The 15,108-nt window shown below is 51.1% G+C and carries 14 protein-coding genes; 6 read left to right on the top strand and 8 right to left on the bottom strand.

The genetic code is table 11. The features are described from left to right. Positions 1-23: 23 nt before the first annotated feature. Positions 24-1,760, top strand: coding sequence for a protein kinase domain-containing protein (locus ACUJFL_RS07765; protein ID WP_445426622.1), 1,737 nt, complete (start codon positions 24-26; stop codon positions 1,758-1,760). Here the strand turns inward: ACUJFL_RS07765 and mog are convergent. From mog to ubiU, 3 genes are all read right to left on the bottom strand, one after another. Next, positions 1,757-2,293 (bottom strand): molybdopterin adenylyltransferase, encoded by a 537-nt coding sequence (gene mog, locus ACUJFL_RS07770; protein ID WP_445426623.1) that lies wholly within the window; start codon positions 2,291-2,293, stop codon positions 1,757-1,759. The genes ACUJFL_RS07765 and mog overlap by 4 nt on opposite strands. 193 nt (positions 2,294-2,486) lie before the next feature. Further along, positions 2,487-3,359 carry a U32 family peptidase gene (locus tag ACUJFL_RS07775; RefSeq protein ID WP_445426624.1) on the bottom strand — a complete coding sequence of 291 codons (873 nt, stop codon included), beginning with the start codon at positions 3,357-3,359 and terminating at the stop codon, positions 2,487-2,489. A gap of 4 nt (positions 3,360-3,363) precedes the next feature. Continuing rightward, on the bottom strand, positions 3,364-4,356 hold the full coding sequence (ubiU, locus tag ACUJFL_RS07780) for a peptidase U32 family protein (protein WP_445426625.1): 993 nt from the start codon (positions 4,354-4,356) through the stop codon (positions 3,364-3,366). A gap of 110 nt (positions 4,357-4,466) precedes the next feature. On the opposite strand from ubiU, the gene ubiT reads away from it, so the two are divergent. Both ubiT and hemN read left to right on the top strand, forming a co-directional pair. Continuing rightward, the gene (ubiT, locus tag ACUJFL_RS07785; RefSeq protein ID WP_445426626.1) at positions 4,467-4,979 is read left to right on the top strand and encodes a ubiquinone anaerobic biosynthesis accessory factor UbiT; all 513 of its coding nucleotides are present in this window, start codon (positions 4,467-4,469) and stop codon (positions 4,977-4,979) included. An 85-nt stretch (positions 4,980-5,064) separates the two neighbouring features. Further along, on the top strand, positions 5,065-6,426 hold the full coding sequence (hemN, locus tag ACUJFL_RS07790) for an oxygen-independent coproporphyrinogen III oxidase (protein WP_445428919.1): 1,362 nt from the start codon (positions 5,065-5,067) through the stop codon (positions 6,424-6,426). Positions 6,427-6,539: 113 nt separating this feature from the next. Here hemN and ACUJFL_RS07795 read toward each other — a convergent pair whose 3' ends face one another. Beyond that, positions 6,540-6,944, bottom strand: coding sequence for a hypothetical protein (locus tag ACUJFL_RS07795; protein WP_008219225.1), 405 nt, complete (start codon positions 6,942-6,944; stop codon positions 6,540-6,542). Positions 6,945-7,111: 167 nt separating this feature from the next. Here ACUJFL_RS07795 and ACUJFL_RS07800 point away from each other — a divergent pair, with 167 nt between their 5' ends. Then, positions 7,112-9,073, top strand: coding sequence for a methyl-accepting chemotaxis protein (locus ACUJFL_RS07800; RefSeq protein ID WP_445428920.1), 1,962 nt, complete (start codon positions 7,112-7,114; stop codon positions 9,071-9,073). Between the two features lie 5 nt (positions 9,074-9,078). Here ACUJFL_RS07800 and ACUJFL_RS07805 read toward each other — a convergent pair whose 3' ends face one another. Both ACUJFL_RS07805 and ACUJFL_RS07810 read right to left on the bottom strand, forming a co-directional pair. After that, entirely contained in the window at positions 9,079-10,263 is a 1,185-nt protein-coding gene (locus tag ACUJFL_RS07805; RefSeq protein WP_445428921.1) for an HPP family protein, read from the bottom strand. 94 nt (positions 10,264-10,357) lie between these two features. Then, the gene (locus ACUJFL_RS07810; protein ID WP_445426630.1) at positions 10,358-10,645 is read right to left on the bottom strand and encodes a hypothetical protein; all 288 of its coding nucleotides are present in this window, start codon (positions 10,643-10,645) and stop codon (positions 10,358-10,360) included. Positions 10,646-10,820: 175 nt separating this feature from the next. On the opposite strand from ACUJFL_RS07810, the gene ACUJFL_RS07815 reads away from it, so the two are divergent. Beyond that, complete coding sequence (locus tag ACUJFL_RS07815) at positions 10,821-11,294, top strand: hypothetical protein (RefSeq protein WP_445426631.1); 474 nt, start codon at positions 10,821-10,823, stop codon at positions 11,292-11,294. A gap of 34 nt (positions 11,295-11,328) precedes the next feature. On the opposite strand, the gene ACUJFL_RS07820 is transcribed toward ACUJFL_RS07815, so the two are convergent. After that, complete coding sequence (locus ACUJFL_RS07820) at positions 11,329-12,015, bottom strand: MOSC domain-containing protein (RefSeq protein ID WP_445426632.1); 687 nt, start codon at positions 12,013-12,015, stop codon at positions 11,329-11,331. A 102-nt stretch (positions 12,016-12,117) separates the two neighbouring features. Continuing rightward, positions 12,118-14,385, bottom strand: coding sequence for a nitric-oxide reductase large subunit (locus ACUJFL_RS07825; RefSeq protein WP_445428922.1), 2,268 nt, complete (start codon positions 14,383-14,385; stop codon positions 12,118-12,120). Between the two features lie 317 nt (positions 14,386-14,702). Between ACUJFL_RS07825 and ACUJFL_RS07830 the strand changes: the two genes are divergently transcribed. Next, positions 14,703-15,083 carry a SirB2 family protein gene (locus ACUJFL_RS07830; protein WP_445428923.1) on the top strand — a complete coding sequence of 127 codons (381 nt, stop codon included), beginning with the start codon at positions 14,703-14,705 and terminating at the stop codon, positions 15,081-15,083. Positions 15,084-15,108: the final 25 nt, after the last annotated feature.

Raw genomic sequence — 15,108 nt, forward strand, 5'->3', positions numbered from 1 at the left:
GATCAGTAAAAAAGGAGCAACAGGTGAGCGCATCTGATCTGAAACTACACTACAGCAGTCTTTGTGAGGCCGGTATCAAGCCGGCCAACGAAGATGCGGTAGTGCAGCATATCCCCTCAGATCCTCATCTGTTAACTTATAAAGGCGCCTGTTTTGCATTAGCTGATGGCGTCAGTACCGCCGAAGCCGGTCAGCAGGCCAGCCAGCGCGCGGTTAGCCGCTTTTGCCGCGAATACAGCCAGACACCAGATAGCTGGTCGGTGGCTTACAGCGCCGAGCAGTTGCTCGCGACCATCAACAACGAGCTGTACGAGCTGAGCCATCAGTTTGCGCACGATCAAAAAGGCTATCTGACTACCTTTACCGCGCTAGTGCTGAAATCGCAAACTGCACATTTTTTTCATATAGGCGACAGTAGGTTGTACCACTGGCGCGATGGCGTGTTGGTGCAGCTGAGCCAGGATCATACGACAGTGTTATCTGAGCAGCGCCAGTTTCTTGGCCGGGCGCTGGGTATGGATGCCCGGGTTGAGCTGCAACAGGGCAGTTTAACTGTCAAATGCGGCGACCGTTTTTTACTCTGCTCTGATGGCCTGTCGGACTTTGTCAGCCCGGAAGCACTGCAGCAGGCAGTATCGGCAGCGGATGATCTTGAGCAAGCCGCTTTGCAGCTAAAACAACAGGCATTAGCCCAGGGCAGTAATGACAATATCAGTTTGATCTTGCTTGAGATAACAGCGCTGCCCGAGCAAAGCCTGGATGATTTAAACCAGCATTTAACCCGGCTGCCATTTCCGCCGGCGTTAAGCCCCGGCATGAAACTGGATGGTTATAAGGTGCTGCAGGAGCTGTTTGCCAGCAGCCGCAGCCATTTGTATCTGGTAGAGGACGAAGCCAGTGGTGCACAGCTGGTGCTGAAATGCCCGTCACTGAATTACGATGATGATGCACTGTATATTGACCGCTTTATCCGCGAAGAGTGGATAGGCCTGCGCATTGAATCTGATTATGTCGTAAAAGTGGTGCGGCAAACCCGGCCGCGCACCTTTCTGTATTATTTGATGGAGCATTTAGACGGCCAAAGTTTAGAGCAATGGTTTGAACGCCAGCCCAAGCCACTAAAACCGGCGCTGGCGATTAAGCTGGTAAAACAGATAGCCAAAGGCTTAACCGCGTTTCACCACATGGGCGCCATTCATCAGGATTTAAAACCCGGCAATATTATTTACCTGCAGGATGGCCGGTTAAAAATTGTCGACTTTGGCTCAGTGTATGTGGCAGGCCTGGCCGAAATATTCAGCCCGCTGCAGCATGAGGCTGCACTTGGCACCGCGGCCTATTCCGATCCGCACTATTTATTGGGGCACAACTCCGGTGTGCAGGGCGATATCTACGCCCTTGCGACCATTGCCTATGAGCTGTTCAGCAGTGGTCACTTACCTTACGGCGCTGCCGTAGAGGAATGCCGCACCGCGGCCGATTACGACAAGCTGCGTTATCGCAGTGCCAGCCAGTTTAACCCGGTGATCCCAACCTGGTTTGACCGCGCACTGCAAAAAGGTGTTAGTCTGGATTTATCACAACGCTATCAAAGCATTAATCAGCTACTGACTGACCTGCAGCAACCGAATCCGGCGTTTTTACACGAAGAAGTTAAACAGCAGCATAAAACCAACCCGCTACTGTTTTGGCAATTGTTGTCCGGCTTTTGGTTTATTACCTTATTGCTGGTGGTGTGGTTATTTTTGCTGCGGCGTTAACTTTTTGGCCGGAACGCTTTAATTACCGCTTCATTGCACTGCAGATAAGGCCCGTCCATTAAATCGATGCAGTAGGGCACCGCCGGAAATACCGCATCTAAACACTGGCGAATGGCTTTGGGTTTACCCGGCAGGTTAATAATTAAACTGCTGCCACGCAGGCCAGCAGTTTGGCGCGACAATATTGCCGTGGGCACATATTTTAACGATTCAGTGCGCATCAGCTCGCCGAAACCCGGCATCATGCGGTCACACACCGCTTCGGTGGCTTCTGGCGTAACGTCGCGTTTTGCCGGGCCGGTGCCGCCGGTGGTAACCACTAAACAGCAGCCTTGCTCATCACATAGTTCCCGCAGCGTTTGCTCAATTAACGGCTGTTCATCCGGGATCAGCCGGTATTCCGCCTGCCAGTCACTGGTTAAGTAGTCTTTTAGCGTATCGATGATCGCTTTACCGGATAAGTCTTCGTAAATGCCGGCACTGGCGCGGTCGCTTACGGTAACGATGCCGATTTTGGCCACTTGTTTGCTCATGATTGTTCCTGTTTTTCAGCGAGGTTGCTACCACATTGCGCACAGACGCAGAGTGTCTGAGCCCTGGGGCGACAAATTCGTCAGGAACGAATTTGAACAGCTTTAGCTGGCCTCAGGGGCTGGACAGGAAAGTCCAGCATAGTTGCTGCGGCGAGCACAAGGTGTGTCGCAACCGTTGTGTTATCTGGGTTTATCAACCTACTGCCATACCGGCCAGGTTCAGCCAGTAGCCGTTACTGTCGGTTTTCGGCAGTGGCTGCGGAGCTGCGCCGTTAATATTGGCCTTAAATTTCGCCAGCCAGTCAAAGGTGCCACTTAGCTGTGGGCTTAACCGTACTATATCTACCAGGCCCTGCATAGTGTTTAGCTGGTTCAGCAGGTTATAGCGCTGGCCAGACTGGGTTTGTATGCCGTTTAACACAAATACCTGAGTGCCGTCCTGGCTTTTAACTTCGCGCCCCTGCGGGTAGTTAATGCAGCAAAGCTCACACTGATCTTTACTGCGGTTTTCTGAGCGGGCGGTAAAGCAGCGGCCGCTCCAGGCCAGTGGTAGGTGGCCAAAACCGAACACTTCGGTGCTAAAACAGTCGCGGATATCGGCAATTAGGCTCTGCTGTAATACCTCGCTAAGCCAGTGGCCGGATAATTCTACCGGCATGACCCAGCGCGTTAAACCCATGCTGATAAGGCGTCGCAGCGTATGCTGGTTGTAGCAATTAATCGCCGCGCCGGCGACAAAAGGCAAGCCTTGCTGCTGCAACATACTAATGGCGCCCACGTCATTGGCTTCCACTAAAAACTCACCGTTATCAACGTATTTACGCAGTTCGCGCAGCTCGCCGGGGGCTTCGTATAAGGTCATCGACGATAAACACACCTGCTTACCGGCCTCGCGCAGCATCTGCGCTAGTGCAAAGTAATCATCAAATTTAAGTTCGCGCCTTTTGCTACACACGGTTTCGCCCAGATAGACGATATCAATGTCGCTGTCGGCTACCTGACGGTAAAATTCAAGCATCTGCGCCTTGGGCCAAAAATACAGCACCGGGCCTAGTGAAAATTGCATGTGATTACTTCCATTTGCGATGATAAGCGCCAAGCGTGGTTTGGCTGCCTTCAGACAGGCCGGCAAGCACCTGCTGCCATTGTGGTTGCACATTAAAACGCTCTGGCGTTGCGATTACCGCATCGATGGCAGCGCGCCAGACTTTAGTAATTTGCGCCACATAAGCAGGGCTGCGCTGACGGCCTTCTATTTTTAATGACTTAATACCTTCGGCATACAGCTCGGGCAGTAAATCCAGCGTGTTTAAACTGGTAGGCTCTTCCAGCGCATGGTAGGTTTCGTTGCCTATGCTAAAGCGGCCTTTACACAGGGTGGGGTAGCCAGCGGTTTCATTGGGTGCAAAGCGATCAATTAAAATGCCGTTTAAACGTGACTCCAGCGTGCCCTTGTTATCCTGCCACTGTACAAAAGCTGCCGGCGAGCAGGCACCGGCGGTGTTGGGCGATTGCCCGGTCATATAAGAGCTTAAATAGCAGCGGCCCTCGGCCATAATGCACAAGCTTCCAAAGGCAAACACTTCGAGATCGATTTCGCAGCTTCTGGCCAGTGCCCGCACCTGCTGCATCGATAATACCCGCGGCAGTACTACCCGGCTGATGCCAAACTGGCGGTAAAAATCTATTGCTGGGGCATTGGTGGCGGAGGCCTGCACGGATAAATGCCGCTCTATTTTAGGGTAACGCGCCGCGGCATAAGCCAGCACGGCAATATCGGCCAGAATAAGCACATCCGCGCCGGCGTCGGCGGCCATATCGACTGCTTGTTGCCAGCGCTGGTAGTTATTCGGGTGAGCAAAAGTATTAATCGCCACATGCAGCTTTTTTCCGTGCTGATGCACATAACGGGCCGCGTCTTTCAGCTTAGCTTGGTCAAAGTTCAAGCCGGCAAAATGACGGGCGTTAGTATCATCTTTTAAACCGATATAAACGGCATCAGCGCCATGCTCGATGGCAGCCTTTAGAGCCGGCATACTGCCAGCGGGACAAAGCAGCTCCATAAGGGTGGCTCCGCGTTAATTTGGCTTTATTACTACCACCGACAGGGCATAGCCCTCAGCAGCGTACTGTGGTTTTATTATAGGGTGATAACTCAGTACAAGGCTTGTATATGTTTGATATTAAAAGTGTTAACTCTAAATTGGTAGCAGCACTACCTACAATGATAGGTACTGTTACCCGCTGTGCACCCAAAGCCGCTAAGGCCTGCGTGTTACAGTTGGCGCTGAACCGGTTTTTCCGCCCGGAGCTAAAAGCCGGTGAGCTGGATTTTTTAAGTGGCAAGACCCTGGTGGTGCAGGTAGCGGATATTGCCCTGCAGTTTGCCATCAGTTTAAACGGCGACAGCTTAGTTGTGCACTTAAACAGCCCACAGCAGGATTTACTGCTAAAGGCTGAGTTTACTGACTTTGTGGCGATGATCAGCAATACGGCTGATCCGGATACCTTGTTTTTTCGCCGCCGCCTGCAAATGCTGGGCGATACTGAGCTTGGCTTGTATTGCAAAAACCTGCTCGACAGCATAGGGCCAGAGCGTTTGCCTAAACTATGTCAGCTCGGGCTAAATTGGCTGGCACAGCAACAGCAGATCGCCCGCGACAACGCCTCTGCTGTGGCCAATTAAGTATGGCCTGCGGCAGATCAAAGTATGCGCACTGGTGGTCGTTATGATTGTAAGCCGCCGGTCGAAACCAGTCATCGAGGTTAGAATGAAAACCATACAGTGGGATCAAAAGTTAATCAGTAAATACAATATTAACGGCCCGCGATATACCTCGTACCCCACAGCGCTGGCGCTAAATACCAGCTTTGACCGAGCGCAAATTCAAACCGCCATTGGCCAAAGCCCAAACGAGCTTAGCCTGTATTTACATATCCCGTTTTGCCATAAGCTTTGCTACTACTGCGGTTGTAATAAGGTGATTACCCGTCATCAGCATAAGGCGGATACCTATCTGGATGCCTTAGCGCAGGAAATGGCGCTGTATCAGCCACTACTCCAGAGTAAAAGCATCAACCAGGTGCATTTAGGCGGCGGAACACCAACTTTTTTAACTGAAGTGCAGCTAAGCCGTTTAATGACGCTTTTGCAGCAACACTTTACTGTTAAGGCTGATGCTGAAATCAGTATTGAGATAGACCCGCGCAGTTGCAGTGACGACAAACTGCGGCATTTGCGCACTCTGGGTTTTAACCGGGTGAGTTATGGCGTGCAGGATTTAGATGAGAAAGTGCAAATTGCCATTAATCGGCTTCAGGATACTGATCTTATCCGGCATCAGGTGCAGTTAAGCCGTGAGCTCGGTTTTAGCTCGATCAATCTCGATCTTATCTACGGCTTACCCTTTCAACAGCCGGCCAGTTTTGCCCAGACCGTCGACGAAATTATCCGCCTTAACCCCGATCGCATCTCGTTATTTAGCTATGCGCACATTCCGGAGCGTTTTGCTGCCCAGCGTAAAATAGACAACGGTAGCCTGCCGGATGCACCGTTAAAGCTGGAACTGATGCAGCTGGCCATTAACCGTTTTGTCGCCGCCGGCTATCAGTTTATTGGCATGGACCACTTTGCCCTGCCAGATGACGCCTTAGCCAAGGCGCAGCAAGCCGGCAAGCTGCAGCGTAATTTTCAGGGCTACACTACCGCCGGCCAAGATGCATTAATTGGCCTGGGCGTGTCCAGCATTAGCCAGGTAAGCGGCTTATTATGGCAAAACAGCAAAGAGCTGCCAGCCTATTATGCGTCGATAAACAGTGGCCAGCTTCCGGCAGAGCGCGGTTTTAGCTTAAATAGCGATGACAAAGTGCGCGCTGCGCTGATAAGCCAGTTAATTTGCCATTTCGAGCTGGATGTCGAGGCGTTTAGTGAGCGCTGGCAACTCAGCGGCTTCTGGCAATACTTCGCCGAGGCGCTAGAGCGCTTACAACCCTTTATGGAAGACGGTCTGGTAGAGGTATACGCCGAGCGGATAAAAGTGACCAATGCCGGCCGGCTGTGGGTGCGCAGCATCTGCGCCTGCTTTGACGCTTACTTAACTCAGGGCCAGCAGCGGTATTCAAAGGTGGTGTAAGCCTGTATGGGGGCGCCTATTTACACCAAGCAAGCGCCCCGATTTTTAGCAAAATGGCAGAACATTAATTGTCAAAGGGCGCAACGATGCGCCCCTACGTTTTCCGGCTGTCGTCAATACAGCGCCACTAAGTCGCCGGCTTTATTAAAGGTCAGAAAATCGGCAATCATGCCGCCCTGAATTTTCTCCATCATCATCTTAAGTGGTTGCGTCGCTTCATCGCTGTTTGGCGGGAAGCCACCGCGGCCGCCCAAAGCGGAGACAAAGGCGATATCCCAGTCAACGCCCGTGGTGGTGGACTCTTGCACTAAGCTGGCAAATTCGTTTACCTCGTCTGGCAGTTTATCGACGCACAGCACCGGTGCTAAAGCGCCGCCCTGGCCTTGTTCAAAGTTGTGTTTTTGCGTGTCGGTATAGCCATTTGGCAGCTCGGCTTTGGCAAACACAAACAGCAAACGCTGCGGCTCGTCCTGCATGGCCGCCGCTTTGATTAAGTCAGAGTAAGATTCTATATTCATGATTCACGCCTGCTAACAGTTTTCGCCAGTGTAACAAAGCCTGTGTAGTGAAAATACCGGCTCTGGTGGGGTAGGGGCTAACCCTGAAGAGGTAGTCACCTTTGCCTGCTTAGCAGTTGGGTGGTTTTTACCTAAAATAGTGGTAATTTTCACCCTGAGGCAAATTTATGACACACTTTATCCGCAACTTGTCGATTAGCCGTAAACTGATGATATTACTGTTATTGCCCGCGCTGGCCGCGCTATCGCTGGCGCTGGGCCGTTTTAGTGACAGCTGGCAGCAAGTAAGAGTAGCTGAGCATGTTAGCAGGGCTATTGAGGTGTCAGCCACAACCAATGCGTTAGTGGCAACTCTACAAGCTGAGCGCGGTGCCAGTGGTGTTTATCTGGCCAGCAATGGTAGCCGCTTTGCCCAGCGCCTGGCGCAATTGCGCCAGCAGAGCGATCAGCGTTTACAGGCGTTTTTAGCTTTGCAATTGCCTGAGCTTAGCGCGCTGCAACAACAGCTTGGCGAGCTTAGTGCGTTGCGCCATCAGGTTGATCAGCAAAGCATCAACAATGCCAGCTCGGCTGAGCGTTATACCGCACTCATTACTGCGATGATAGCGCAGAACCATAAGTTGGAAGCGGCACTTAAACATCGGGATATGGCGCGGCAACTGGCGACACTCAACCAGTTTATAGAAATGAAAGAGCGCGCCGGGCGTGAGCGCGCCATTCTAGGTTTAGTATTTAGCCGTGGCAGTTTTAACGGCGAATTACTGGCCCGTTTTAGCAATAATTTAGGCGCTTATAACGCCTTTGCAGAAAACTTTTTACGTATGGTCAGCCCACAACAGCAAAGCGCCTGGCGTACCCTTAGCCAGCATAACAGCTTTGCTGAAGTGGCGCGCCTGCAGCAACTGGCGTTTAACACGGCACTGGGTGAGCCGCTGAATGTGGATGATGGCCAGTGGTTTGATCTGGCTACTAGCCGTCTGGCGCAAATGGCTGAATTTGAAACCGCACTCAAAGCCGGTATTGTCGCCTCTGCTGAGCAACTGCAGCAGCAGTCTGTGCGCCAATTATGGTTGTTAGCGGCGGCTATTGTGTTGATAAGTGCCGTGCTGACAATTGTTGCAGCTATTACCATGCGCAGTATTTCGGCTGCAGTACGCAGTATTGAAAGCACCATTACTGCACTGGCAAAGCGCGACCTTACCGCACGCAGCCACTACAAAAGTAAAGACGAGTTTGGCCGCATTGCGGACAGTACCAACAGCATGGCGCAGGAGCTACAGCGGGTTATTCATGAAATTGGCGGCGCTACTGCTCAGGTTGCTACCGCTGCCGAGCAATCATCGGCGGTAACGTTGCAAACCAGTAAAGGCGTACAGCAACAACAGCAAGACACCGAAATGGTGGCCACTGCGATGCATGAAATGAGCGCTACCGTGCGTGATGTTGCCGCCAGCACGGCAGAGGCGGCAGAGCTGTCGGAAACCGTACAGGCCGGAGCTGCCCAGGGGCAAAGCCGGTTAGAACAGACCATAGCACTTATTCAGCGTTTATCGGGCCAGGTTGACAGCACCGCCAAAGTGATTGACCAGGTAAAACAGGACAGTGATGCCATTACCTCGGTGCTGGATGTGATTCGTGGTATTGCCGAGCAAACGAATTTGCTGGCGTTAAATGCGGCCATAGAAGCGGCCCGGGCTGGTGAGCAAGGCCGCGGTTTTGCCGTAGTCGCAGATGAGGTGCGTACTCTGGCGCAGCGCACGGCGCAGTCGACCGGTGATATTCAGCGCATGATAGAAGGCCTGCAACAAGGTGCAACCCAAGCCACCGATGCGATGCGTATCAGCCTGAGCCAGGCGCAGGAGGGGCGCGATAAAGTAGCTGAAACCGGTGATATTCTGGCGCAGGTGCTACAGGGTATTAATGGCATTAATGATAAGAATATGCAGATCGCCTCAGCGGCCGAGCAGCAAGCTGCAGTAGCTGATGAGATAAACCAAAAAATACTTAATATTAGTGATGTAGCAGTACAAACCAGTGCCGGTGCTGAGCAAACCGCCAGCACCAGCCGCGAATTGGCGCGCCTTGCCGAGCAACTGCAACAGCTGGTAGGGCGTTTTACACTGGCCTGATATTTTCAGGCCAGTTTGGCATTGAACAAGGCGGCGATAAGATCTGACTGGGTTATTACCCCGACCAGCTGTTGCTCGTCGTTTAGCACCGGTATATGGTGCAGGCCCTGATCGGATAACATAGGAACAAGCGCCACTATATGATCCCGCTCATGGGCAACGGTAAGCTTAGTCACCATAATTTCGGCGACCTCACGTTTATGCTGGGTTTTATGGCGGTTTTTCAGCAGCAGCTGATTGACATGGCGCAGTAAACCCCAGTAATGCGGCACTTGCAGGTTCTTTAGAAAGTCGACCGTTGATACCACACCCATTAATTGTTGCTGGTTGTCTGTTACCGGCAACATACTAATTTTGTGTTTACGCAGTAGCTGCCAGGCACTGCCTACAGCAGTGTCTGGCGTTACAGTGATGAGGTCGCGTGACATAATGTCGCTACAGCGAATTTCGCCGCTTTTGCGCTGATAGGCGTTAAGCTGCGCCTGATGATATAAACGTTCTAAATCCTGCTCGCTAATATCGACTACGGTATCAAAGCTGTTTAATGCACTAAGTAAATCTTCCGGCTGCAGGCCCAGCCGCTTTAGCGGTGAGGCGTCTTTGTGCAAATGTACCGGGTCAAATTTCTGTGCGGTTGGCTGCAGGCCGCGTTTTAACCAGAACTTTTGCAGCACTATGGCCACCAGCAGCATGACAAACACATTCAGTGCCACCGGATAGAGCAAAAAGTCATAACCCAATACGCTGTCGGTCGAGGCTATCACCGGTACCAGCGCGGTGGCGCCACCCGGCGGGTGCATACACTCAAAGATGTACATTACAAACAGCACGCAGCCAATAGTTACCGCGGCCATCAGTGCTAAGTCAGTAAACAAGTGCGAGCAAATAAGGCCCACGGTAGCCGAGATAAGATGGCCGGCGGCAAATGACCAGGGCCGTGCCAGTGGGCTGTTGGGTAAACCAAATAACAATACTGACGAGGCGCCCATTGAAGCCAGCAACACTATAGTACTGGCGGTGTCGGCCAGCTGCAGGCTGGTATAGGTAACAATAAATAACGCGATAAAGGCGGCCAGTGCTACCTTTAATCGTTCGGTCAGTGGTATGGCTGACAAACGCTGGCTGTCGCGTTTAATCAGGCCTAGTTGTGCCAGTACGGCACTTAACAGGTTTTTTGCTCGGCGTTGCAAGGTTAAATCCGGAATTTGCACCAAAGGAGGGCAAGTATAAGCAGTTAGCAGAAAAAAAGACACCCGGATGTCTGCGGCTGAATGACGTTAATACCTAGTCGGCAGCTAAAATTTTATTGCGGATAAGGCTGCGTTTAACACTTAAACACAATTTACCGAAACGTCTCAGCTCATCAAACTTGGGAATACGGCCATTTTTTATTGCGTGCTCCCAAAACGATACTTCAGCGTCAACCATCTCCAGCAGTTTTTTTGGGCAACCCTGACAGTCGGTGTTGGTAATGCCACAAACAAAGGTGGCCGGCTCATAAAGCGGTAGGGTGGCTTTAACCTCAACCAGCAGTTGCTGCATTGCGGTAGTCAGATCAGGTTTAGTCGACATAATACTAACCTCTGGTTACGGCAAGAGCGCCAACTGTACTGTATGCCCCATTGTCTGGCTATTATACAAAGTAGGTACATCGTAGTGCCTAATATGCTTTGTTGCTCACAGCAGTAACAAGGTAGACAGGACGGTGCGTTAACGGAATAATTCCATATCAAACGGAGAATAATGCATGAAAATACTATCGATATGGCTGTTAACCGGCTTACTGCATGCCGCGCCCTTACAGGCTGATCAAGCACCTCATCATCACCATGGCGATGATGAGGTGCTTACGATGCTGGTGCTGAATGATGGTGCCAAGTGGCCGGTAGATACAGTGTTAAGTGAGGCGATGCTTCGGCTGAGGGCACAGCTGCTAACGCATCTGGATGATATTCATCACAAACGTTTTACGGCGTCACAATATCAACAGTTTTCTCAGATGTTGCAGCAGGAAGTTAACCACATCGTTGCCAATTGCAAGTTAACACCCGAGGCAGATGCGCAGTTTCATTTGGTACTTGCGGCAATGATGCAAAGCCAGCAAGCGATGGCTGCAAGTGAATTGACAACCCAACGCCAGGGCGCTGTTAAGTTGTTACGGGCGTTGCAGCGCTATTCCGAGTATTTTAATGATGACGCGTTTTTGCCTATTACACATTAAGTAAGCGGGTTTTGCCAGGCACGAGTAAGTTAATTTATGGCTCGCCTAGTCGTTTGCGCCAGTCTTCTACCTGACCTGTTTTTAAGCGCTGTTTTGCTAAACTTCGCCAGGACTCGCTTAGCGGGCTAAGCATGGCGATTTCTTGCAACACCTCTGTGCTCCAGACAGAGCCATAAAGAGTGTCTAACAAACGTGATAGCGGCCAGTTAGGATAAGGGCGTTCAAGCAGTGTCATAATGTAACCGGTTGCCACCATTCCAGGCGTCAATACCCGGTAATACCAGCCGGTACGGCGGCTGTCCTGAACTAACCTTGCCATGTTTTGTTTGGCAAAACGTAGGTTTAATTTCCAGCATGGTTGTCTTGCTTGCGATACCTCTACAATAGCCTGATCCAGTTGCCAGATATCGCCAACACAGACATCCTGTTCGGTTAACGCATCTGTCGTCAGGTTTTCACCAAAAGCGGCGCTATTGCCAAAATCGGGCAGCTTACCAAGTATTTGCTGCCAGTAGGCATAATGGCTGGCGGAGTAATGATGTAAGGCTTTTTCTGCACCGCCATGATGTAGCCGGTCAGCCTGTAGATCACCCTCTAAGCCGTTAATGCCCAGCCAGGCTTGCTTTACCGGCGTTTTATGGATGCCGCTGATAACCCCCTCTGTGCCGAGTGGTTGCAAGCCGCCGGTTCTTATGTGGATAATTCTTGCACTGACGATCATTTGTTGTGTTGCTCCTGAACAAAAGGCGTATTGTTTGACAGTTTAAGGTACCAAAAAGGCTTCGCTTTAATTACGCAGAAGCCTTTTATGATAGTTTGGCTATCAGTTTAGGTGTTGCAATGGCTGCATGGCAGCTTTGCTGTCAAACACGCCCTTTACCACTTGAGCGCTTACTGCTAAGGCACCGATGATAAAGATCACGTCACCAAAGGTGCGCACCCAGCGTAGCGTATGCAAAATGTCGCTTTGCATAAAGGCTTCACTGCGGGCATACCATAAGCCTTCAGTGGCACTGGCGTAAAACTGAATAAAACCAATTGGCAACAGGCTGCTAAACAGCATTAGCACCAGGCCGCCGTTCATCCACCAAAACGCCGTTTTCATCAGCTTCTCATCAAACACCAGCTGTGGCCGGATATAACGCAAGATCAGCAGGCAGAAACCCAGCGCCAGGAAGCCATAGACACCAAACAGTGCAGCATGGGCATGGGTTGGCGTAGTGTTTAACCCTTGCAGGTAATACAGCGCGATAGGCGGGTTAATCATAAAACCAAACACGCCGGCGCCAAGCATATTCCAAAACGCCACGGCGACGAAAAACATCAGTGGCCATTTAATATCGCCCATCCACGGCGCTTTGTGTTTTAAGCGCCAGTTTTCCCAGGCTTCATAGCCCAGCACTACCAGCGGTACCACTTCCAGTGCACTAAAAGTGGCGCCAACTGCCATCACCGGCGTAGTCGTGCCCGAGAAGTACAAGTGGTGGAAGGTACCTGGTATACCGCCTAACATAAACAGTGACGCTGACGCTAAGCTGGCACTGGTGGCCACACTGCGCGATACCAGCCCCATGCTGTGGAAGATAAACGCCAGTGATACGGTAGCGAATACTTCAAAGAAGCCTTCTACCCACAGGTGAACTACCCACCAGCGCCAGTATTCCATCACCGATAAATGTGTGCGCTCGCCATAAAACAGGCCGGCACCATAAAATAAGCCGACGCAAATTACTGAGGCGGCAAATAGCGCCAGCAGGTTTTTATCGCCAGGGGCGTTAAAGGCCGGTACCACAGCGCGCAGCATCAGCACTAACCAGAACAGTACGCCAACGTATTTAATAATTTGCCAGAAGCGGCCAATATCAATGTACTCATAGCCCTGATGACCAAACCAGAAGCTATATTGCTCGGGCATAATTTGCATAATGGCAAAATAGTTACCGGCAAAAGAGCCTGCAACTAATACCACTAAGGCCCAAAATAGCACGTCAACGCCCAGTTTCTGGAACTTGGGATCTTTACCGCCGTTAATAATCGGCGCTAAAAATAGCCCGGCGGCTAAAAAGCCGGTGGCGATCCAGAACATGGCGGCCTGAATATGCCAGGTACGTGCCAGGCTGTACGGCAGCCATTCGGTGGTATTTAAACCATAAAAACCATCGCCTTCTACCGTATAGTGCGCAGTAAAACCGCCCAGCATTACCTGCAGCGTAAACAGGGCAACCACCACCAGAATATATTTACCCAGTGCTTTTTGTGACGGGGTCAGTTTTAAGCGGGCGATAGGGTCTTGTTTAGGTGCTTGTGGCTCTTCTTCATCGTGTTTGCGTAAAAACGCCCAGCCCCAAATCAGGCCGCCGACACCGGCAATCAGTAAAATAATACTGACCAAAGACCAAATCAGGTTTTCCGCTGTGGGTCTGTTATCAATTAATGGCTCATGCGGCCAGTTATTGGTATAGGTAGCACTATCCGGGTGGCGCTCAGTGCTGGCAGCCCAGGCGGTCCAGAAGAAAAACTGTGTCATTTCCTGGCGGCGGCTTAAAGAGGGCAGGGTATTGTTTTTCATCGCATAGTTGGCGCGGGTTTGGCTAAGCGCGGCATCATCACCAAATAAGGCAATATAGTGCTCGGCCGTTTGCGCGATAGCCTGTACCCGCCGGTCGCTCAGTACCAGAGTATCAGTGGCTTTATCGTAGCTGTTAGTACGATAGGCCTGCTTTAACGCAAATTGCAGCGTATTTTGCTGGCTGGGCGTCAAGGCGTCGTAGCTTAAACCAAACTCATCTTGTGCGGCCAGTTCCAGCCAGGCCATTAGCTCACGGTGCAGCCAGTCGGCAGTCCAGTCCGGTGCCTGATAAGCACCATGGCCCCAGATAGAACCCAGCTGCATACCGCCAACCGATTGCCAGGCCGTCTGGCCGTTTAAGATAGTCTCGTTGGTCATCAGCAGCTGGCCTTGCTGGCTAACCACTTTTGCCGGAATAGGCGGCGCCGAGCGATATACCTCGGCACCAAAATAGCCCAGCACGCTAAAGGTAATGGCTAAAATGGTAATTAGCAGCCACCAGAGTTTACGATATCCGGCCATACAGCCCCCTTACATTATTGTTTTTGCGCCAAAGTGTCATAGATCACTCCTGTTTTTTATATCACCGGCGTTTTCCGCCTGTAGGGGTATTACAAGAACTGCGCCATGTTTTATTTTATTGTTTTTAAACGAAATTTTTTAAAAGTGACGGGAGGGAGGGTGGTTTTAACCTTAATGCAGCTGGGTTAAAAGCACCTATAGGGTATAAATTACCCTAAGCCTGATTACTGCTGGTGTTTTCTACCTCTTTAGCGATATAGGCATAGCGTTAAAGTTAATTTATGGTGGCGCGCAAAGATGACTAAGAGGGCTGCCAGATGGAATACTATTTACCGGTAAAACAACTGCATATGTTTTGCGCCTATTTAAACGCAACCTTGTTTGTGCTGCGTTTGTTGTTAGATTTGGCCGGCAAACCCGGTTGGCGCTTAAGCCCGGTGCGACACTTGCCGCATATTAACGATACGCTATTGCTAACGCTGGCGTTTATGCTGCTGGCTATAGGCCCCTGGCAGCCCTTTGCGCACCAATGGCTGGGGTTTAAAATTTTACTGTTAATTGGCTATATCCTGTTTGGCATTGCAGCCTTAAAACAGCGCTTAAGCCTGCCGGTACGTGTGGCTTGCACTGTAATGGCGCTGTCGCAACTGGCGGGCATTTTTTACCTGGCCCGGTTTAAACCCTTGTTGTTTGTTTGATGTCTGCATCGGTTTTATAGGGGCA

Source organism: Alishewanella sp. HL-SH05 (genome assembly GCF_052655985.1).